The 17,338-nt window shown below is 68.2% G+C and carries 21 protein-coding genes; 16 read left to right on the top strand and 5 right to left on the bottom strand.

From position 1 onward, the window contains the following. The first annotated feature begins 2 nt into the window (after nucleotides 1–2). Together DMP03_RS05295 and DMP03_RS05290 are read left to right on the top strand one after the other, a co-directional pair. The gene (locus tag DMP03_RS05295) at nucleotides 3–374 is read left to right on the top strand and encodes a DUF7532 family protein (protein ID WP_152119667.1); all 372 of its coding nucleotides are present in this window, start codon (nucleotides 3–5) and stop codon (nucleotides 372–374) included. Then, a complete protein-coding gene (locus DMP03_RS05290) occupies nucleotides 371–1,732 on the top strand; it encodes a DUF402 domain-containing protein (protein WP_152119666.1) in 1,362 nt (453 codons plus the stop codon). Before DMP03_RS05295 ends, DMP03_RS05290 begins: the two co-directional genes overlap by 4 nt. A 56-nt stretch (nucleotides 1,733–1,788) precedes the next feature. Here DMP03_RS05290 and DMP03_RS14225 read toward each other — a convergent pair whose 3' ends face one another. After that, on the bottom strand, nucleotides 1,789–1,950 hold the full coding sequence (locus DMP03_RS14225; RefSeq protein WP_172967081.1) for a hypothetical protein: 162 nt from the start codon (nucleotides 1,948–1,950) through the stop codon (nucleotides 1,789–1,791). Nucleotides 1,951–2,118: 168 nt separating this feature from the next. On the opposite strand from DMP03_RS14225, the gene DMP03_RS05285 reads away from it, so the two are divergent. The 3 genes from DMP03_RS05285 to DMP03_RS05275 are packed head-to-tail and all read left to right on the top strand — an operon-like array spanning nucleotide 2,119 to nucleotide 3,612. Then, nucleotides 2,119–2,859, top strand: a complete 741-nt coding sequence (locus DMP03_RS05285; RefSeq protein WP_152119665.1) for an SDR family NAD(P)-dependent oxidoreductase — start codon at nucleotides 2,119–2,121, stop codon at nucleotides 2,857–2,859. 55 nt (nucleotides 2,860–2,914) lie between these two features. Continuing rightward, on the top strand, nucleotides 2,915–3,133 hold the full coding sequence (locus DMP03_RS05280) for an AbrB/MazE/SpoVT family DNA-binding domain-containing protein (RefSeq protein WP_152119664.1): 219 nt from the start codon (nucleotides 2,915–2,917) through the stop codon (nucleotides 3,131–3,133). Then, nucleotides 3,130–3,612 (top strand): nucleotide-binding protein, encoded by a 483-nt coding sequence (locus tag DMP03_RS05275; RefSeq protein WP_172967080.1) that lies wholly within the window; start codon nucleotides 3,130–3,132, stop codon nucleotides 3,610–3,612. The genes DMP03_RS05280 and DMP03_RS05275 overlap by 4 nt, the downstream gene beginning before the upstream one ends. On the opposite strand, the gene DMP03_RS05270 is transcribed toward DMP03_RS05275, so the two are convergent. After that, nucleotides 3,613–3,798: a hypothetical protein gene (locus tag DMP03_RS05270; protein ID WP_152119663.1), complete on the bottom strand. Its 186-nt coding sequence runs from the start codon at nucleotides 3,796–3,798 to the stop codon at nucleotides 3,613–3,615. It lies immediately after the preceding gene. After that, nucleotides 3,798–4,370 (bottom strand): LURP-one-related/scramblase family protein, encoded by a 573-nt coding sequence (locus tag DMP03_RS05265; protein WP_152119662.1) that lies wholly within the window; start codon nucleotides 4,368–4,370, stop codon nucleotides 3,798–3,800. The genes DMP03_RS05270 and DMP03_RS05265 overlap by 1 nt, the downstream gene beginning before the upstream one ends. Nucleotides 4,371–4,466: 96 nt before the next feature. Between DMP03_RS05265 and uvrA the strand changes: the two genes are divergently transcribed. From uvrA to DMP03_RS05240, 5 genes are all read left to right on the top strand, one after another. Next, nucleotides 4,467–7,424 carry an excinuclease ABC subunit UvrA gene (uvrA, locus tag DMP03_RS05260; protein WP_152119661.1) on the top strand — a complete coding sequence of 986 codons (2,958 nt, stop codon included), beginning with the start codon at nucleotides 4,467–4,469 and terminating at the stop codon, nucleotides 7,422–7,424. Nucleotides 7,425–7,512: 88 nt separating this feature from the next. Then, nucleotides 7,513–8,517, top strand: a complete 1,005-nt coding sequence (locus DMP03_RS05255; protein WP_152119660.1) for a DUF7537 family lipoprotein — start codon at nucleotides 7,513–7,515, stop codon at nucleotides 8,515–8,517. A gap of 44 nt (nucleotides 8,518–8,561) precedes the next feature. Then, nucleotides 8,562–9,242, top strand: a complete 681-nt coding sequence (locus tag DMP03_RS05250) for a winged helix-turn-helix domain-containing protein (protein ID WP_152119659.1) — start codon at nucleotides 8,562–8,564, stop codon at nucleotides 9,240–9,242. A 44-nt stretch (nucleotides 9,243–9,286) separates the two neighbouring features. Continuing rightward, on the top strand, nucleotides 9,287–10,363 hold the full coding sequence (locus DMP03_RS05245) for a geranylgeranyl reductase family protein (RefSeq protein ID WP_152119658.1): 1,077 nt from the start codon (nucleotides 9,287–9,289) through the stop codon (nucleotides 10,361–10,363). Nucleotides 10,364–10,408: 45 nt separating this feature from the next. Next, nucleotides 10,409–11,215: an aminoglycoside N(3)-acetyltransferase gene (locus DMP03_RS05240; RefSeq protein ID WP_152119657.1), complete on the top strand. Its 807-nt coding sequence runs from the start codon at nucleotides 10,409–10,411 to the stop codon at nucleotides 11,213–11,215. On the opposite strand, the gene DMP03_RS05235 is transcribed toward DMP03_RS05240, so the two are convergent. Further along, nucleotides 11,212–11,409 carry a HoxN/HupN/NixA family nickel/cobalt transporter gene (locus tag DMP03_RS05235; protein ID WP_152119656.1) on the bottom strand — a complete coding sequence of 66 codons (198 nt, stop codon included), beginning with the start codon at nucleotides 11,407–11,409 and terminating at the stop codon, nucleotides 11,212–11,214. The two genes, DMP03_RS05240 and DMP03_RS05235, sit on opposite strands and share 4 nt — an antisense overlap. Before the next feature lie 79 nt (nucleotides 11,410–11,488). On the opposite strand from DMP03_RS05235, the gene DMP03_RS05230 reads away from it, so the two are divergent. Genes DMP03_RS05230 through cobS form a run of 6 tightly spaced genes read left to right on the top strand, consistent with a single transcriptional unit; the run spans nucleotide 11,489 to nucleotide 16,036 of the window. Further along, nucleotides 11,489–12,034, top strand: coding sequence for an NTP transferase domain-containing protein (locus tag DMP03_RS05230; RefSeq protein WP_152119655.1), 546 nt, complete (start codon nucleotides 11,489–11,491; stop codon nucleotides 12,032–12,034). Further along, complete coding sequence (locus DMP03_RS05225) at nucleotides 12,034–13,044, top strand: threonine-phosphate decarboxylase (protein WP_152119654.1); 1,011 nt, start codon at nucleotides 12,034–12,036, stop codon at nucleotides 13,042–13,044. The genes DMP03_RS05230 and DMP03_RS05225 overlap by 1 nt, the downstream gene beginning before the upstream one ends. Next, a complete protein-coding gene (locus DMP03_RS05220; protein WP_152119653.1) occupies nucleotides 13,031–13,756 on the top strand; it encodes an adenosylcobinamide amidohydrolase in 726 nt (241 codons plus the stop codon). Before DMP03_RS05225 ends, DMP03_RS05220 begins: the two co-directional genes overlap by 14 nt. 20 nt (nucleotides 13,757–13,776) lie before the next feature. Then, nucleotides 13,777–14,397: an HAD family hydrolase gene (locus DMP03_RS05215; RefSeq protein ID WP_152119652.1), complete on the top strand. Its 621-nt coding sequence runs from the start codon at nucleotides 13,777–13,779 to the stop codon at nucleotides 14,395–14,397. Then, nucleotides 14,394–15,308 (top strand): adenosylcobinamide-phosphate synthase CbiB, encoded by a 915-nt coding sequence (cbiB, locus tag DMP03_RS05210; RefSeq protein ID WP_152119651.1) that lies wholly within the window; start codon nucleotides 14,394–14,396, stop codon nucleotides 15,306–15,308. Before DMP03_RS05215 ends, cbiB begins: the two co-directional genes overlap by 4 nt. Further along, complete coding sequence (gene cobS / locus DMP03_RS05205; RefSeq protein ID WP_152119650.1) at nucleotides 15,308–16,036, top strand: adenosylcobinamide-GDP ribazoletransferase; 729 nt, start codon at nucleotides 15,308–15,310, stop codon at nucleotides 16,034–16,036. Before cbiB ends, cobS begins: the two co-directional genes overlap by 1 nt. Here the strand turns inward: cobS and DMP03_RS05200 are convergent. Next, the gene (locus DMP03_RS05200) at nucleotides 16,033–17,226 is read right to left on the bottom strand and encodes a lactate 2-monooxygenase (protein WP_152119649.1); all 1,194 of its coding nucleotides are present in this window, start codon (nucleotides 17,224–17,226) and stop codon (nucleotides 16,033–16,035) included. The two genes, cobS and DMP03_RS05200, sit on opposite strands and share 4 nt — an antisense overlap. Between the last annotated feature and the right edge of the window lie 112 nt (nucleotides 17,227–17,338).

The following is a 17,338-nucleotide window of genomic DNA, read 5'->3' as shown; positions in this document are numbered from 1 at the left end:
GTATGCACTTCGACCAGCGGGAACAGACCGCGCTCCGCGAGGCCGGACTCGACACCGACGACCTCCAGAGCGCCTCCGAGCGAGTGGGCGAACTCGCCGCCGACACGGCCGCCGACCTCGAAGCGTTCGTCGCCGACCACGACACCCTCTACTCCGACATGGACCTCGCCCACTCGGGCGACGGACCGGCCGAACACGCCGTCGAGTACCTCGACACCTACATCCACGGCGGTGACCTCCACGGCTGGCTCCGGTTCGAGACGTGGGGAGCCACGGTCACCGACGGCCGCGTGCTGACCGACGAGACGGTCGAGTTGACGCTCGAGGGTCGCCACGGGCGGACCCGGTTCGCGACCACGCCCGACGCGCTATGAGGGTCCGGATTCGCGGCATCTACACCACCACACTCACCCACCTGTTCGAGGACGTGGTGCAGGCGTCCCCGCCGATTCGGGACCGGTTCGACGAGTCGTTTCCCGTCGCCCCTGCCGACCTCGCGGCGTGGACAACCACCGACAGACAGGGCGTCACCCTCTCTGGGGACCCGGTCGCGGTCGCCGACGCCCACGAGCGACTGGCCGGTATCTCGCGTGACACCCTCGCGTGGACTGACCCGCTCCCGAAAGACGGCGTCTTCGCCGGCGAGGTGACCGAGACGCTCGGCGGCGGCGCAGTGGTCGACGTGGGCGGCGGCGAGGGGTATCTCCCCTACGGCGAGACCGACGACCACGTCGAGACGGGCGACACCGTGCGCGTGCAGGTCCGGCGACCGAAGCCCCCGTGGACCGACCGCCGCGCTCGCCTCTCGACCCGTATCGAGGTGTCTGGCGAACTCGTCCGTCTCGTCCGCGGGGAGTCGCGCGAGTCGACCGGCGCGGCGAGTCTCGAAGACCTGCTCCCGCCGGAGGTCCCGGACGGCTGGCGACCGAAGTGGGGCCGCGACGAGGAGGAGGCCGCGATGGACGCACTCGGTACCGCACTCGATACGGCGACCGACCGCGCCGAACGGTTCGACGACCTGCCGACGCGGGGCGACCCCGACGCGCCGACCGCGCTCGCGACCCCGCTCGCCACGAGCCACGTCTGGTTCGGGCGGGAGGGCCGGTTCGAACTCGACGCGTTGCGCCGAGAAGTGACCCGGACGATGCCCGGACACCACCGCGTGAAGGCGGGCGCGTCCGACGCGAGCGCGGCCGTCGACTTCGCGGAGGCGCTTGGCGCGTTCGATTCCGAGGCGTTCCCCTTCGCCGTCGTCGCCAGACAGTTCGGCCCACAGGAAGGTGACCGACTCGCCATCGACCACGGGAAGCCGTCGGGGGAGTGTTTCACCCTCGGGAAGGGGGAGGTAACGAGCGTCGGAGCCGACGGCTCGCTCAGACTGGAGCGCGAGATGTCGCCCGGCGGGACGTACGACGCGCTCGGCGTCGACCGACGAGCCGGCGACGTGGCCGTCACGAAGTTCGAGGAGGGCCGCTGGTGGTATCCGACCGTCTACCGGGGCGACGACGGCACCTGGCGGGGGACGTACGTCAACGTGTGTACGCCTGTCGAGCTGTTTCCGAATGCCGCGCGCTACGTCGACCTCCACGTCGACGTGGTGAAGGGACCCGACGGCGAGGTTCGCCGGGTCGACGACGACGAACTCGACGCGGCGGTCGCGGCCGGGCACATCTCGGAACCGCTGGCGGAGAAGGCTCGGGCGGTCGCGTCGAAACTGGAGCGGGCGCTTTGAGCGATTTCTGACGGCCCCATCCGTACACCCCCCGGTGCGTTCGCTCGGTCGGTCGTCTATCTCGACGTGCTGGGCGAGGTGGCGAGCGGGACGAGTGCTGCTTCTGCCTCGTCGGCGTCGTAGCGTTTGCGCTGTCCACCGTCGGCGCGAGCGGTCGTCGTGGACGTATCGTCTATCGGCATTCTCGGGACAATCGGTTCGATTGTATCTCGGCGCATCTACTCTGTAGATGAACCGGAGGGTAATAAGTATAATGAATGTTCATAATATATGCGAAGGGCTGGCGGCGATCCAACAATACCCAGACCGTACAATCAGTGCAGGTAGTGGATTCCGGGTTCGACGGCGTCCCGTACACATATCTTCGGGGCGCGTGTCTGGCCCGTATGGACCTGCTTCCCGACCTCGACGGCCGAGTCGCGCTTGTCACCGGTGCCGCCCGCGGGCTGGGCCGTGAGTTCGCACTGGCGCTGGCCGACTGCGGTGCGGACGTGGCCGTCCACTACAACACCAGCGACAAGAGCGCCCGCGAGACCGCCGCCGACATCCGCGAACTCGGCGTCGATGCACAGGCGTTCTCCGCCGACGTGACCGACCCGACGCTCGTGGAGGACCTCTTTAGCGCAATCGAGGACGAACTCGGCACGGTGAACGTCCTCATCAACAACGTCGGTGACTTCGAGCCGGTTCACTGGGAGACGGTCGAGTGGTCGCGCTGGCGAGAAGTGACCGCGACCAACTACGAGGCGACCGTGCTCTGTTCCCGGCGCGCGCTCGCTCCCATGCGCGAGGCCGGCTGGGGTCGTATCATCAACATTGGCTACGCCTCCGCCGACAAGGGACTCGTCTCGCCGAAGAACTTCCCGTACTTCGTCGCCAAGACAGGCGTCCTGATGTTCACCCGGATGCTCGCGGCCGACACACAGGCGGACAACATCACGGTGAACGCCGTCTCGCCGTACGTCATCGAAAGCTCCGACGAGTTCCCGGAAGAGGCTCCCCGCGGCCGGTGGGCCACCTACGACGACCTCATCGCCCCGACGCTGTTCTTCTGTTCGGACGCCGCCAGCTATCTCTCGGGCGAGAACATCGAGGTCGACGGCGGCTGGCTTCCGGAGACCGTATGAGTGTCGAGTATTACACGCGAGTAATACTTTTCTGACGCCAGTTCGTACGCGCGGTATGTCCAAGGTGACGAGCAAGGGACAGGTGACGATTCCCAAGAGCATCCGTGACCGGCTCGGTATCGAGGCCGGCGACGAGGTGATTTTCGAGGAGACGGACGACGGCTACGTCCTCCGAAAGCGCGTCACCGAGAACCCCTTCGAGAAGTGGCGCGGCGCGGCCGACACCGATGCGACCGTGACCGAACGGATGGCGGAGCTGCGTGGCGAGCGGTGAGGACGGCTATCGACACCAGCGCGCTGCTCGCACTCCTGTATCCCGACGACGCGCACAACGAACGGGCGAGTCGCCTACTCGGCGAGGCCGTCGCGGACGGGTCGGTTGTCGTCACCGGCACCGTCGAGACGGAGCTGGCTGCGGACCCGACGTTCGAGACGCGCGCAGACCTCGACGCGTTCCTCTCCGACACCGGGATACAGACGGTGACGCCCGCCTCGGAGACGCGATTTCTCGCCGGCGAACAGTTCTGCACGTACATCGACCGCCGTGGCTCCGAGTTACAGTGTCCAGCCTGTGGTTACGAGACGACCCACGACTGTCTGGAGTGTGACCGAGAGATTCGGTCACGACAGCGACTCGCCGCCGACTTCACCATCGGCGCGCACGCCGAGCGCGAGGCCGACCGACTGCTCACCTTCGACGCCGGCGTCTACGAGACGTACTTCGACGTGGAGATACAGACCGTCGGGGAGTAGTTACGCGTCGTCGACGGCCGCGAGCGCGACGCCGATGGAGATGCCGGCACCCATCCCGATGGCGATACCGACAGCGATGTCGTCGAGTGCGACACCGAGGGCAGCGCCGAATCCCGTACCGAGGGCGATACCGATGGCGAGCCGCTCGGGGTGAGGGAGTCCCTCGTCGGCGCCCGCGTCGCCCATCAGTTGTTCTGAATCGCGTCGATAACCATCGCGGCGGCGACGACCGGCTCTTTCGGCACGTCGCTCGTGTCGTCGAGGTCGATGGTGTATGTGTCCCGCAGAGAGAACTTCCCGTGGATGCTGCCGACGTGATCGCCGTCTGCGTCGGTGATTTCGTACTTGTGCGGGATGAGATAGCCGAACGGGAGGAAGTTCCGCGCGAGCGTGACAGCAGCGCCACGGGAGTCGATTTTCGCGAGCGCGCGCTCGGAGTCGGCGTCGCGAATCGTCCACGTGTCCTGAAAGATCGAGTAGTCGTTATCGAGGATGACGAGGTTCTGGCCGGTCTGGCTGTCAGTGAGCATGTAATCGCCGGCCACGTCGAGGATACCGCCGGCCTTAACCGTGAATACGTCCGTTCCGTCGCCGTCGACGAACGGGAACTCCTCTTTCAGCTTGAACATCTTCTGTTTCCCCCGCAGGACGACGTTGCCGGTCGAATCCGTCGCTTTGTACTTGTTGCGGATGAGACTCTGCTGGACGGTGTAGGAGGCGTCCATCAGTTCGATGCCGCTGATGTCGTAGGAGGACATGCGCGTGTCGTCTCGGGGAGGGGTAAAAAGGACTCGCCACCCATGTCAGACGCGTGACCGACAGGGTTTCCGTTCGCGCGTCCCTCGATTCGCGTAATGAGTAAAGACCACATCGAGGTCCGTGGGGCCGAAGAACACAACCTCAAGGACATCGATATCGAGATTCCTCGCGACTCCTTTACCGTCGTCACGGGCTTGTCGGGGTCGGGCAAGTCCTCGCTCGCCTTCGAGACGGTGTACGCCGAGGGCCAGCGCCGCTACATCGAATCGCTGTCCGCGTACGCGCGCAACTTCCTCGGCCAGATGGACAAGCCGCAGGTCGAGAACGTCGAGGGGCTCTCGCCGGCCATCTCCATCGACCAGAAGAACGCCGCCAACAACCCCCGCTCGACGGTCGGGACCGTCACCGAACTCCACGACTACCTCCGCCTGCTGTACGCCCGCATCGGCAATCCACACTGTCCCGAGTGTGGCCGTCCCGTCGGGGAGCAGTCGGCCCAGAACATGGTGTCACGACTGCTCGAACTCCCCGAGGGAACCCGCGCGAAAATCGCCGCGCCCGTCGTGCGCGACCAGAAGGGAGCCTTCGAGGACCGGTTCGACGACCTCGTGAGCGAGGGGTACTCGCGGGTCGAGGTCGACGGCGAGGCGTACGACCTGACGACGGAGCGTCCCGACTTGGACGAGAACTACAACCACACCGTCGACGTCGTCGTCGACCGCGTGAAACTCTCCGCGGATGCGCGGTCGCGAATCACAGACTCCGTCGAGACCGCCCTCGAGGAGGCCGACGGCGCGTTGAAGCTCATCCTCCCCGACCCGCCCGAAGACACCGAGTTGGGTCGCGAGACGCGCTCGACCGGCGACTTGGCTGGCGAGAGCGACGACCGACTCGTCGTCACCTTCTCCGAGGACCTCGCCTGCACCCACTGCGGAATCGACCTGCCCGAGTTGGAGACGCGGTCGTTCTCGTTCAACAGCCCCCACGGCGCGTGTCCCGAGTGTGAAGGGATCGGGGAGTCGAAGAGCGTGGACGAGCGGTTGGTCGTACAGGACCCGTCGAAGCCGCTGAAAGACGTGTTCGAGCCGTGGTCGTACAACCGGAAGTACTACCAGCGCCAAATCGACAACGTCGCGGAGCACTTCGGCGTGAGCGTCGAGACGCCCTTCGAGGAGTTAGACAAGGAGATTCGAGAGCAGTTCCTCTACGGTACCAACGACATCGTGGAGTTCTCCTGGCGCACCAAGAACGGCGTGCGCGAGAAGTCCGAGAGGTTCGAAGGCGTGATGGGGAACCTCTCGCGGCGACACGTCGAGACGGACTCCGACCGTGCCCGTGACCACATCGAGGAGTACATGGCGACGACGACCTGTCCCGCCTGCGACGGGACGCGGCTCCGACCGGAGTCGCGGGCCGTGCTCGTCAACGGGACCGACATCACCGAAATCAACGAACTCTCCATCGGCGACGCGCTCGAATACTTCGAAGGGCTGGAGGCGGAACTGACCGAGCGCGACCGCAAGATTGCCGAGGAGATCTGCAAGGAGATTCGCGCGCGTCTCGGCTTCATGGAGGAGGTCGGGCTCGAATACCTGACGCTCGACCGCGAGGCCGCCACGCTCTCGGGCGGGGAGAGCCAGCGGATTCGGCTGGCGACGCAGGTCGGCTCCGGGCTGGTCGGGGTACTCTACGTGCTGGACGAGCCATCCATCGGGCTTCACCAGCGCGACAACGACAAGCTGCTCGACACGCTCGAAGGGTTGCGCGACCTGGGGAACACGCTCATCGTGGTCGAACACGACGAGGAGACGATGTGGCGGGCGGACAACGTCATCGACATGGGTCCCGGGCCGGGGAAGCGCGGCGGCGAAATCGTCTCCCACGGCGACGTGTCGGACATCATGGCCGAGGAGGAATCGGTCACCGGGGAGTATCTCTCCGGCGAGCGCGGGATTCCCGTGCCCGAGACGCGCCGCGAGGCCGACGGCTACCTGACGATTCGGGGCGCGCGCCAGCACAACCTCGCTGACCTCGACGTGGAGGTTCCGCTCGGCTGTTTCACGGCGATTACGGGCGTCTCCGGGTCGGGCAAGTCAACGCTGCTGCACGAGATTCTGTACAAGGGCCTTCGCAAGCGGATGAACGACAGCGACGTGAATCCGGGCGAACACGACGACATCGAGGGCATCGACCGGATTCGCGGCGTCCGGCTCATCGACCAGTCGCCCATCGGACGAACGCCGCGGTCGAACCCCGCGACCTACACCGGCGTCTTCGACCACATCCGCGAGCTGTTCGCCGAGACGAAGCTGTCGAAACAGCGCGGCTACGAGAAGGGCCGCTTCTCGTTCAACGTCAAGGGCGGCCGGTGTGAGGCCTGTGGCGGGCAGGGAACCGTCAAAATCGACATGAACTTCCTGTCGGACGTGCACGTCCCCTGCGAGGAGTGTGACGGGGCGCGCTACAACGACGAGACGCTCGACGTGACCTACAAGGGCGAGACCATCTCGGACGTGCTCGACATGGAGGTGGACGAGGCGTACGACTTCTTCGAGTCCCACAGCGGGCTGCGCCGTCGGCTTCAGCTGCTGAAGGACGTTGGTCTCGGCTACATGCGACTGGGCCAGCCGTCGACGACGCTCTCGGGCGGGGAGGCACAGCGCGTGAAGCTGGCCGAGGAACTCGGCAAACAGGACAAAGGCGAGACGCTGTATCTGCTCGACGAGCCGACGACGGGCCTCCACTCGGCCGACGAGCGCAAGCTCATCGAGGTGCTCCAGCGGCTGACCGACGATGGCAACACCGTCGCGGTCGTAGAACACGAGCTCGACCTCGTGAAGAACGCCGACCACATCATCGATCTCGGTCCGGAGGGTGGCGAACACGGCGGCGACCTCGTCGCCGAGGGAACCCCCGAGGCGGTTGCGGAAAACGACGACTCCCACACGGGTCGGTATCTGCGCGACCTGCTCCCGGGCGTCGAGCTTGAGGGACCACGCTCTGACAGTCGCCGTCACGAGCTGAAGGAGGCAGAGACGCCGGTGGCAGAGTAGTCGACCCGACTGTGAACGCTCGAAGTGGCCGAATTTCGGCTCGTGAGCCGACCAACGTTCTTAATGGGCTATCGGGCGACAGTGAGTTGTGAACCAATACGCCGTAGTGGCAGTCTTCCTCGCCGTCGCGCTCGCCGGCTGTGGCGGGTTGGTGGGCGATACGTCCACGGGACCGATCGCCGACGGGTACAACGAAACGGGCGTCGAGGACGTTTCGCTGGCCGTCCAGACCCACGCGGAAGCGGTCGCGTCGAGCCGGTACAGCTACGAGCAGACGGTCGAGACGGGCGGGACGACCGGGAGCTTCGAGATACACAGCGGCTCTTCGGGGACCATAGCGACCCAGCGTTCCTCGAACGGCGCGAGCCGGTCGGTGTGGCGTGACGCCGACAGCGCGGAGGTACGCACCCAGCGCGGTGAGCAGTCGACCTACAGCGCGCTCGCCGGTAACGTCTCCATCGCCCTCTCGGACTCACGAACCGGAAGCACGCTCCGCGCGGCCGAGCAGTTCCCGCGGACCATCATTCAGCAGGTCGCCTTCGACGCGGCGGGCGGGACGGAGTGGAACGGCGTCAGCGTGCGCGAGTACGAGACGACCGGCTTCCGCGTCGCCGGCATCAACGGCACCGTCGACGGTCAGATGCTCGTCGACGCCGAGGGCCGCGTCCGGCACATCGACATCGACCTGACCCAGACGATACAGGGGCAGTCGCAGTCGGTCGCTATCGAGACGAGTCTGACCGACGTCGGCTCCGCCACTGCGAGCGAACCGGACTGGACCGGCGAGGCACCCTCCGTCTCGGTCGTCAACGAGGGCGGCGTTCTCGAAGTGACCAACACCGGGAGCGCGAGCATCAACGCGACGTTCGTGGGACTGGAGGCTGGACTCGATAGCCCGCTCGCCCCCGACGAGACGATGTACGTCGCCCCGGGGAACAGCACCGTCAGCGTGAGCCGCGAGCGACCCGATTCGGTCGAGTACAACTGGCCGCGCCCGGATATTGCGCTCCGATTCGGCACGGACCGGACGGTGACGATTGGCGCGTACTTCAGCGCGGAGTACGCCGACGAGCCGGTGACGCTGGGCGCGTAACGTCGGCTGGATAACTTAAGTTGGATGCCGTCGTTTTCTCGGGTATGAGCACGGCTGTCGATGACGAGACGATTCTCGAGGTGTTGCGGTCGAACAGCGCGCCACAGATGACGACCACCGAGGTCGCGAGCCATCTGCCGGTGACGCGCGGGACGACCCGAACCCGGCTCCAGCGACTCGTCGACGAGGGCCTCATCAACCGCGAGACGGAGGGAAACAACGTCGTCTGGTGGCTCCCCGAGCGCGAAGACGAACGGGAGGCGTGGGAGCCAGACGCCGAGGAGGAAGAAGCCGAGCCGGAGGAAACGGGCGCTGAGGAAGAAGAAGCCGAACCGGAGGAAACCGAGGCGGAAGCCGAAGAAGAGGAAGAGCCTGACGAGTCCGCGGCTGACGACGCAGAGAGTGAAGCGGGCGAGGATGAGGAGACGGACGAAGCGGGAGACGGAGCGGAAAGCGAGGATGAGGAGACCGAAATTGCGGTGACGGCGACCGAACAGTCGAAGGCCGAAGGCGAGGATGGAACCGAAGTCGAGGTCGAGGCGGTCGAGTCCGAGCCGTCGGTCGAGACACCCGACGAGGCGACCGAGACGCGAACCGCAGCGGACCGCGAGGAGGCGGCCGAACTCTCCGACGACGACGAGGGGCTGCGCGTGCTCGCCGGCGTGGCCGTCGGTCTCGTAGCCGTCATCCTGCTGCGTCGACTCCTCGGCGAGGACGAGCAGTAGGGCGGCGACTGAAAGGCATTTACTCGCGCTCGCGAACAGTGCGTATGCACGATTTCGTCGTCGTGGGTGCTGGGCCCGCCGGCTCGCGGTTCGCTCGGAGCGCGAGCGAGCGCGGTCACGACGTGCTCGTCTTCGAACAGGGAACAATCGGCGAGCCGCTGGCCTGTTCGGGCCACGTCTCGCTCGACGTGTGGGAGTACGTCCCCGACGGCGCACGCGAGGAACTGTTCCAAAACGAGATTCGGGGCGCGCGGTTCCACCTCGGCGGGCCGGACTCGCGGGCGTACCCGTTCTACCGCGACGGCCCGATTTCGAACGCGGTCGACCGCGTCGGTCTCGACCGCGCGCTCGCGCGAGCGGCGAGCGACGCGGGCGCAGACGTGCGCGACAGCCACACCGTCACCGCCGTCGATGAGGGTCGCGAGGCGGTCACCGTCACCGCGCGCGGGCCGGATGGAACAGAGAGCCACGAGGCGCGAATGGTCGTCGGCGCGGACGGCCCGCGCTCGCGCGTCCGCGAACAGTGTTCGATTCCCGAACCGGACGAGTTCCTCCACGGCGTCCTCGGCTTCGATCCCGAGCCGGACCACGAGGCGTTCGTCGACGTACACCTGACCGTGCCGGGGTTCTTCGCGTGGCGGATTCCGCGGGGCGAGGACGGCGTCGAGTACGGGCTGGCCGTCTCGCCGGGCGACGACCTCAACGCCCGGTTCGACCGGCTTACCGCCGGTTACGACGCGACCATCGACCGCCGGTGTTCCGGGCTGATTCCGGTCGGTCCCGCCTCGCGGACCATCGGTCGCCGGTCGCTACTCGTCGGTGACGCCGCCGGCCAGACGAAGCCGTTCACCGGTGGCGGCATCCTCTACGGGATGCGCAGCGCCGACCACGCCGCCCGTACCGTCGACCCGACCGACCCGGCGACGCTCTCCGAGTACGAGTCGGCGTGGCGCGAGGAACTGGGGACCGAGATTCGGCTGGGTCACGCCGTTCGGGCCGGCTACTCGGTGCCCGCACCGCTCCAGCGGCTCGGACTCCGGGCGTTCTCCGGCGAAATCGGCGTCCACATGGACGAGCCGTCGAGTCTCTTCTCCCGCGAGCAGCTGCGTGCGATGTTTTGACGCGGACGCAGAAAGCCTATGACGGACTCCCGACTCGCAGGGAGTATGTCCGAGGAACTGGTCGCGGAAAGCGACGCGCCGGTCACGCCCGACCGAATCGCCGACGACCTCCGGGCGTTGGGCGTCGAGACCGACGACACGCTGTTCGTCCACTCGTCGCTCTCCGCACTCGGATGGGTGCCCGGCCGCGCGCAGGGTGCAGTCGAGGGGCTTCGCCGTGCCGTTTCCGAGGGGACCATCGTCGTACCCACCCACTCGACGGACCTCTCTGACCCGAGCGAGTGGGAGAATCCGCCCGTCCCGGAGCCGTGGTACGGCCCGATTCGGGCGGCGACGCCCGCGTATCGTCCGGACGCGACGCCGACGCGCGGGATGGGCGCGATTGCCGACTGTCTGCGGAGCTACGACGACGCAGTGCGGAGTGCCCACCCGCTCTACTCCGTTGCCGCGCTCGGGCCTGACGCAGACCGAATCACCAACGACCACCCGCTCGAAGACGGGATGGGACCGGAGTCGCCGCTCGCAACCGTGCGCAACCTCGGCGGCCGAGTGCTCATGTTCGGCTGCGACTGGGGGCGAAACACCTCGCTCCATCTCGCGGAACAGCTCGCCGACATCGACGCCGGGCGCGTCGAGGCCGGCGCGCCGATTACCGTCGACGGTCGACGGGAGTGGGTCACGTTCACCGAACCCGACTACGACGACAGCGACTTCGCGGCCTGCGGCGAGGCGTTCGTGGAGGCGCGACCCGAGGACACGGCGACGGGGACGGTCGGCAACGCCGACGCCGTGCTGTTCGACCAGCCGTCGCTCCTCGAGTTCGCGACCGAGTGGCTCGAAGTGAACCGTTAGACCCAGACGCCGAGCGCGAGAAACAAGCCGCCGAGCGCGAGGACCGGGAGACAGTGGCCGACGCCCCACGCGAGCCCGGCGGTGACGGGTCGGTCGTCGTCCTCGACGAGGGTGGCGACGGCGGCGACGTGGTCGGCCTCGAACGTGTGTCGCACGCCGAACAGCCCGCCGACGAGGAAGGGGAGTTCGAGCATACCCCGACCACTCGGCCGCCGAGGAAAGCGCTGTCCATCCGGGCGAAACACCGAACAGCCGGCCCTCCGAAGGGCGGGTATGGACGCACTCGTGTTGTGTGGCGGCGAGGGGACGCGGCTCGACGCTGGCGAGAAGCCGCTGTACGAGGTCGGCGGCGAGCCGATGGTTGGGCGCGTGCTCGACGCGCTCGACGCCTCGGGCGTCGATACCGTCTACGCCGCCGTCACGCCACAGACACCCGAGACCCGCGCGTACGTCCGCGACCGCGCGACCGTCATCGACACCGCGGGCAAGGGGTACGTCGCCGACCTCGGAGCTGCCCTCGAAACGGTGGGGACACCCGCCGTCACTGCTGCCGCCGACCTCCCCCTGCTCGCGGCAGAACACGTCGACAGCCTGCTGGACCGCGACCGCTCAACGAGCGTCTGCGTGCCGACGCGGCTCCAGCGTGCGCTCGACGTGTGCCCGGACCGGACACACACCGTCGAGGGCCGGGAACTGTCGCCGTCGGGACTGAACCTCGTCGGTGACGGGGCAGACCGAATCGACCGCCGGTGGGACGCCCGGCTGGCCGTGAACGTGAACTACGCGAGCGACGCGACCGTCGCGGAGCGGCTCTGCTGATGGACCCCGACAGCGTCGATTCGGTCGGGCGGGTCCCCCACGGCTCCAGCGACGACCCCGACGTGCTCGACTTCTCGGCCAACGTCAACACCCGCGTACCCGACAGGGCGCGCGCAGCCTACAACGACGCCTTCGCCGAATCTCGCTCGTACCCTCCCGACGACTATCCCAACTTCCGGGCCGCCGCCGCCGAGTACGTCGGCTGTGCGCACGAGCAGATCGTCCCGACCGCCGGCGGGTTGGCCGCGCTCCGGCTCGCAATTGCGACGGCGATACGACCGGGCGAGTCGGCGCTCGTCCCGTACCCGAGCTTCGGGGAGTACGCCCGCGAAGTCGAGTTACAGGGCGGCGAGCCGACGCTCGTTCCCCACGACGCCCTGCTCGACCGCGACCCCGAACCTCACGCGCTCGCGGTCGTCTGTAACCCGAACAATCCGACCGGCGACAGCTACGACGCCGACCGGCTCCGCGAGTTCGCAGTCCGGTGTCGGAAACGCGACACACTCCTCGTCGCCGACGAGGCGTTTCTCGGCTTCACCGACGAGCCGTCGCTCGCTGGCGAACCGGGGGTTGTCGTCGCGCGCTCGCTGACGAAGCTGTTCGGCTTCCCGGGGCTTCGGGCAGGGTTCGCCGTCGACGGACGGGAGTCGGGGCGATTGGAAACGGCACGCCGGGCGTGGTCGCTCGGCTGGCCCGCCGCCCGCGTCGGCACCGTCTCGATGCGCGATACGGCGTTCATCCGGGAGACGCGCGAGCGCGTGGCCCGCGAACGTGCCTTCCTCGAACGCGCACTCGCGACGGAGTTCACCGTCACGCCGAGCGATTCCCCCTTCCTGCTCGTGGAGGTTCCCGACCACGAACGGCTCATCGAGCGGGCGCGCGAGTCGGGTGTCGTTGTTCGCGACGCCACTACCTTCCGGGGAATTGACTCACACGTTCGGGTGGCGGTACGCGAACGCGAGGAGAACGAACGACTGCTCGCCGCACTCGGAGTCGATGTATCGGAGTGACCACCGGGCGGGCGTCTGTCGGCTTCACGGGCCGGCGACGCGGTGGCTGTCGGCCGGCTTCGACGGCGGCTACACCGAAGGGGAGGTGGCGTACAACGTCACCGTCCCGGAGGGGTTCGACCGGACCGACCTCGCGACCTACGCTCGCGAGCGCCGCCGCGAGGCCGAATTCGGCGACGGCCCGACCCTGCTGACTGGGGTGGAACAGCAGCACGCGAGAGGGGCGCGACTCGACTCCGTTACGGCAATCGCGACGGCCGGCGTATCGAACCCGGCCGGGTTGCCGATGGACCTCGACGACGGGCCGACGGAGCCGACGGAGCCGAAATCCGGTGACAGGCCGCCGAAACCCGGAACCGTGAACGTCCTGTTGGCGACGACGCGACGGCTCCCGGACGGCGCGCTCGCCAGCCTGCTCGCGCTCGTCGCCGAGACGAAGGCCGCCACTCTCCTCCACGAGACGGGGGTCCCGGGGACGACCTCCGATGCCGTCATCGTCGGGAGCGCACGCGACGGCGAGCGGGCACAGTTCGCAGGGAGTGCGACCGCGGTGGGCCGGGCGGCCCGCGCCTGTGTGCGCGAGGCGGTGCGTGGAAGTCTCGCCTCCCGGTACGCCGACCGGTCGCTCCCCGAATCGGTCGCCGATGCGGCGTACGGCGTCGAGACGACGGTGCGGGCGGACGTGTTCGAGCCGAGCGATACGCCGAAGTAGGCGGCCCGCCTGCTCGGAGTGTGCCCGTTACGTTCGATCTGTTCGGCACGCTCGTCGACGCTGCCCGGCCGGCCGACCCCGCGGCGGCCGTGGCGCGCGAACTCCGCGAGCGCGGCGTCTCGGTCCCCGACGACTGGGCCGACGCCTACGCCGAACCACACGTCGATGCGCCCGAAGGAGCCGAGGTGCCGCTACACGCACACGTCGCCCGTGCGCTCGACTCGCGTGGCGTCTCGGCCCCCGACAACGCCGCTCGTCGCGCCGTCACCGCCGCCTTCGAACCCGACGTGACGGCCGGCGAGGGTGCGCGTGCGGCCGTCGAGCGTGCCCGCGAGCGCGGTCCCGTCGGCCTGCTTTCGAACTGTTCGGTCCCGGAACTCGCCCGCCGGAGTCTCCTGTCTGCCGACCTGCGATGGCTGAACGACGACCGCGACCCGCTGTTCGACGTGGTCGTGACGAGTCTCTCCTGTGGCTGGCGAAAGCCCGACCGGCGCGCATTCGAGGCGGTCGCGCGCCAACTCGACTGTGAGGTGCGCGAACTAACCCACGTCGGTGACAGCGATGCCGACGCCGGTATCGAGGCGGCCGGCGGCAGGTTCGTCGACGTGCGCGAGCGACCGCTGGAGGCGCTGTTCCGATGAGTCTCGCCGCCGCGGGCGCTGTCGTGCTCGCCGCCCTGCTCGACCGGCTGGTCGGCGAGCCGCCGAACCGCGTCCACCCGGTCGCGCTCCTCGGGCGAGCGATTGCTCCCCTCGACCGGGCGTGGAACAGCCCCGCCGAGATGGGTCTCTCCATCGCAATCGTGCTCCCGGTGCTCGTCGGCGCGGGCGTCGGGGCAGTCGTGGCCGTGGTAGTCTCCCTGTCGGTACCCGCGGCGACTGTCGTGGCCGGTCTCGTGCTCTTCTCGGCGACGAGCCTCCGGATGTTGTTGGCCGAGGCGCGCGCCGTCGAGCGCCTGCTCGGAGAGGACATCGACGCCGCGCGCGACCGGCTTCGGTCGCTGGCGGGCCGAGACAGCTCCGACCTCGACGCGAGTGAGATTCGCTCTGCTGCCATCGAGAGCATCGCCGAGAACCTCGCCGACGGGCTGGTCGCGCCACTGCTCGCGTTCGCGCTCGGCGCGCTCGTCTCGCTGCCCGTGGCGGCCGGTGCGGCCGCGTTCGTCAAGACCGTCAACACGCTGGACTCGATGCTCGGCTACCCGGACAAGCGCCACGGCACGGCCAGCGCATGCCTCGACGACATCGTGATGTGGGTCCCGGCGCGGCTGTCGGCGCTCGCACTCGCGGTCGCGGCCGTCGACCCCGAGACGCCGTGGCGCGCGCGCGGCTGGGTCGATCGCGTCCCCTCGCCCAACTCCGGGTGGCCGATGGGGACGGTCGCCTCGGCGCTCGCCGTTCGACTCGAAAAGCCGGGGGTGTACGTCCTCAACGACGTGGCCCGGACGCCCGAATCGGCCGATGTTGACCGGGCGATTCGGCTCGTCTCGCGGGCCGGCTGGCTCGTGTGGGGGCTGGCCGCGTTCCTGCTCGCGTACGCGGGGTGGCTCTGATGGGCACACTCCGCGGTGCAGTCGGCTTTCTGACCCGGATTCCGGTCAGCGCCGACGGGGACGACTGGGACGCCTTCGCTCGCGCGCCGTGGGCCTTTCCCGTCGTCGGCTGGCTCGTCGGCGGGCTGGCGGCGCTCGCGCTTTTTGTTCCCACGCTGGGCGTCCCGTTCGCGTATCTCGTCGCACTCGTGCTCGTGACGGGGGTGAACCACTTCGACGGACTAGCCGACCTCGGTGACGCGATGGTCGTCCACGGGGACAGCGAGCGACGGCGCGCGGTGTTGAAAGACAGCGAGGTCGGCGTCGGCGCGGTGCTCGCGCTCGGGGTCGCACTCGTCGGGTTGGCCCTCGCCGGATTGGGACTGGCACGGCTCCCGCTCCGGACGGGAGTGACAGTCGTCCTCGCGAGCGAGGTCGGTGCGAAGCTGGCGATGGCAGCACTCGCGTGCACCGGGCGCGCGAGCCACGAGGGATTCGCGAGCGCGTTCACGGAACAATGCGACCCCACGGATATGGTTGGACCGCTCGTCGTCGCGGTGCCGGCGGTCGGTCTCGCCGCGTTCGGTGGACTCGCGGTGCCGGCCGCACTCGCCGCGCCGCCCGCGGTCGCGTGGTGGCTCCGTCGGTGGGCAGACGAGAAACTGGGGGGCGTCAACGGTGACGTGTTCGGCGCGACGAACGAACTCGGGCGGCTAGCCGGGCTGTACGCCGGTCTGCTTCTCGTTTAGAGGGTCTTCTCGTCGCGCACGGCCTCGGAGTCGATATCGCTCGCGGCGTCGATGCCCGCAAGCCCCATCGTGAGGTCGAGTTGCGAGAGCGTGTTGCGGAGGACCTGCTCAACGCCGTCCTGGCCGGAGTGGGCCAGTCCGTAGACGAACGGGCGACCGAGCATCACCGAGTCGGCCCCGAGCGCGAGGGCTTTGAACGCGTGCTCGCCGCGGCGGATGCCCGAGTCGAACAGCACCGTCGTCTCGTCGCCGACCTCCTCGACGATCTCCGGGAGCGCTTCGATTGCGGAGATGGAGCCGTCGATTTGGCGGCCGCCGTGAGTGGAGACCTGCACGCCCGCCGCGCCCGCCTCGACCGCCTTGCGCGCGTCTTCGGGATGGAGAATTCCCTTGATGATGACCGGCAGGTCGGTTCGTTCGAAGACGAACTCCAGGTCGTCCCACGTGAGCGAGGCGTCGCCGAAGACGGAGAGGAAGCGGTCGACGGCGGCCTCGGGGTCCTCTTCCGGCGGCTCGTCGAGCGACTCCCGGAACGCCGGGTCCGAGAAGTAGTTGCCCATGCCCTCGCCGTCGAGGAACGGGTAATACCCCTTCGAGAGGAGCCGTTCGCGCCAGCCGAGCGTCGGCGCGTCGACGGTGAGCACGATGGCCTCGTAGCCGGCCTCCTCGGCGCGGTCGAGGAACGACGCCGCCACGTCACGGTCTGCAGACCAGTAGTACTGGAACCACTTCGGCGTGTCACCGAGGGCGTCCGCCACCTCTTCCATCGACCGGGTGGAGAGCGACGAGAGGACGAACGGCACGTCGAGGTCGGCGGCGGCGCGTGCCGTCGCGAGTTCTCCCTCCTCGTGGACGAGTCCCTGCACCCCGAGCGGGGTAATCATCAGCGGGTAGGCGTGTTCCTCACCGAGGACGTCGACCGAGAGGTCTCGGTCGGCGACGCCACGTAACATTCGGGGGACGATGCGCCAGCGCGAGAACTCCTTGTTGCGCTCGAAGGTCTCTTCGGTGCCGGCCCCGCCGTGGATGTACGCCTGCGCCTGCCACGACATCCGTTCTGTGGCCTCCTCGCGCAGCGTCTCGAAGGAGACGGGGAAGTCGGGCGTCTCGCCGTCGAACATCCCGCGTCGGTACACCTCGCGAATCTGTTTCACGCCGAACTGCTCGCCGTGGGTGTCGTCGTCTGACATACAGGGGGTGGCGGGGCCGGCGGCATAACTCTACGGCTCGCCGCGAACGGAAACGGGAAGGAGCGTGAGAGGTCGCGCACGGACCTCCGTTCGGGGCTGAATACGGCCGCAG

This window comes from Halosegnis rubeus (genome assembly GCF_009184545.1).
Taxonomy (GTDB): Archaea; Halobacteriota; Halobacteria; order Halobacteriales; family Haloarculaceae; genus Halosegnis; species Halosegnis rubeus.
The sequence above is the reverse complement of the archived record's forward strand: the minus strand, read 5'-3'. Positions and strand labels throughout refer to the sequence as shown.

What these genes read in the sequence shown, in the direction of transcription:
- DMP03_RS05295 (WP_152119667.1), top strand. Translation starts at nt 3, where the DNA reads ATGCACTTCGACCAGCGGGAACAGACCGCGCTCCGCGAGGCCGGACTC.
- DMP03_RS05290 (WP_152119666.1), top strand. Translation starts at nt 371, where the DNA reads ATGAGGGTCCGGATTCGCGGCATCTACACCACCACACTCACCCACCTG.
- DMP03_RS14225 (WP_172967081.1), bottom strand. Translation starts at nt 1,950, where the DNA reads ATGCGCCGAGATACAATCGAACCGATTGTCCCGAGAATGCCGATAGAC.
- DMP03_RS05285 (WP_152119665.1), top strand. Translation starts at nt 2,119, where the DNA reads ATGGACCTGCTTCCCGACCTCGACGGCCGAGTCGCGCTTGTCACCGGT.
- DMP03_RS05280 (WP_152119664.1), top strand. Translation starts at nt 2,915, where the DNA reads ATGTCCAAGGTGACGAGCAAGGGACAGGTGACGATTCCCAAGAGCATC.
- DMP03_RS05270 (WP_152119663.1), bottom strand. Translation starts at nt 3,798, where the DNA reads ATGGGCGACGCGGGCGCCGACGAGGGACTCCCTCACCCCGAGCGGCTC.
- DMP03_RS05265 (WP_152119662.1), bottom strand. Translation starts at nt 4,370, where the DNA reads ATGTCCTCCTACGACATCAGCGGCATCGAACTGATGGACGCCTCCTAC.
- uvrA (WP_152119661.1), top strand. Translation starts at nt 4,467, where the DNA reads ATGAGTAAAGACCACATCGAGGTCCGTGGGGCCGAAGAACACAACCTC.
- DMP03_RS05250 (WP_152119659.1), top strand. Translation starts at nt 8,562, where the DNA reads ATGAGCACGGCTGTCGATGACGAGACGATTCTCGAGGTGTTGCGGTCG.
- DMP03_RS05245 (WP_152119658.1), top strand. Translation starts at nt 9,287, where the DNA reads ATGCACGATTTCGTCGTCGTGGGTGCTGGGCCCGCCGGCTCGCGGTTC.
- DMP03_RS05240 (WP_152119657.1), top strand. Translation starts at nt 10,409, where the DNA reads ATGTCCGAGGAACTGGTCGCGGAAAGCGACGCGCCGGTCACGCCCGAC.
- DMP03_RS05235 (WP_152119656.1), bottom strand. Translation starts at nt 11,409, where the DNA reads ATGCTCGAACTCCCCTTCCTCGTCGGCGGGCTGTTCGGCGTGCGACAC.
- DMP03_RS05230 (WP_152119655.1), top strand. Translation starts at nt 11,489, where the DNA reads ATGGACGCACTCGTGTTGTGTGGCGGCGAGGGGACGCGGCTCGACGCT.
- DMP03_RS05225 (WP_152119654.1), top strand. Translation starts at nt 12,034, where the DNA reads ATGGACCCCGACAGCGTCGATTCGGTCGGGCGGGTCCCCCACGGCTCC.
- DMP03_RS05220 (WP_152119653.1), top strand. Translation starts at nt 13,031, where the DNA reads ATGTATCGGAGTGACCACCGGGCGGGCGTCTGTCGGCTTCACGGGCCG.
- cbiB (WP_152119651.1), top strand. Translation starts at nt 14,394, where the DNA reads ATGAGTCTCGCCGCCGCGGGCGCTGTCGTGCTCGCCGCCCTGCTCGAC.
- cobS (WP_152119650.1), top strand. Translation starts at nt 15,308, where the DNA reads ATGGGCACACTCCGCGGTGCAGTCGGCTTTCTGACCCGGATTCCGGTC.
- DMP03_RS05200 (WP_152119649.1), bottom strand. Translation starts at nt 17,226, where the DNA reads ATGTCAGACGACGACACCCACGGCGAGCAGTTCGGCGTGAAACAGATT.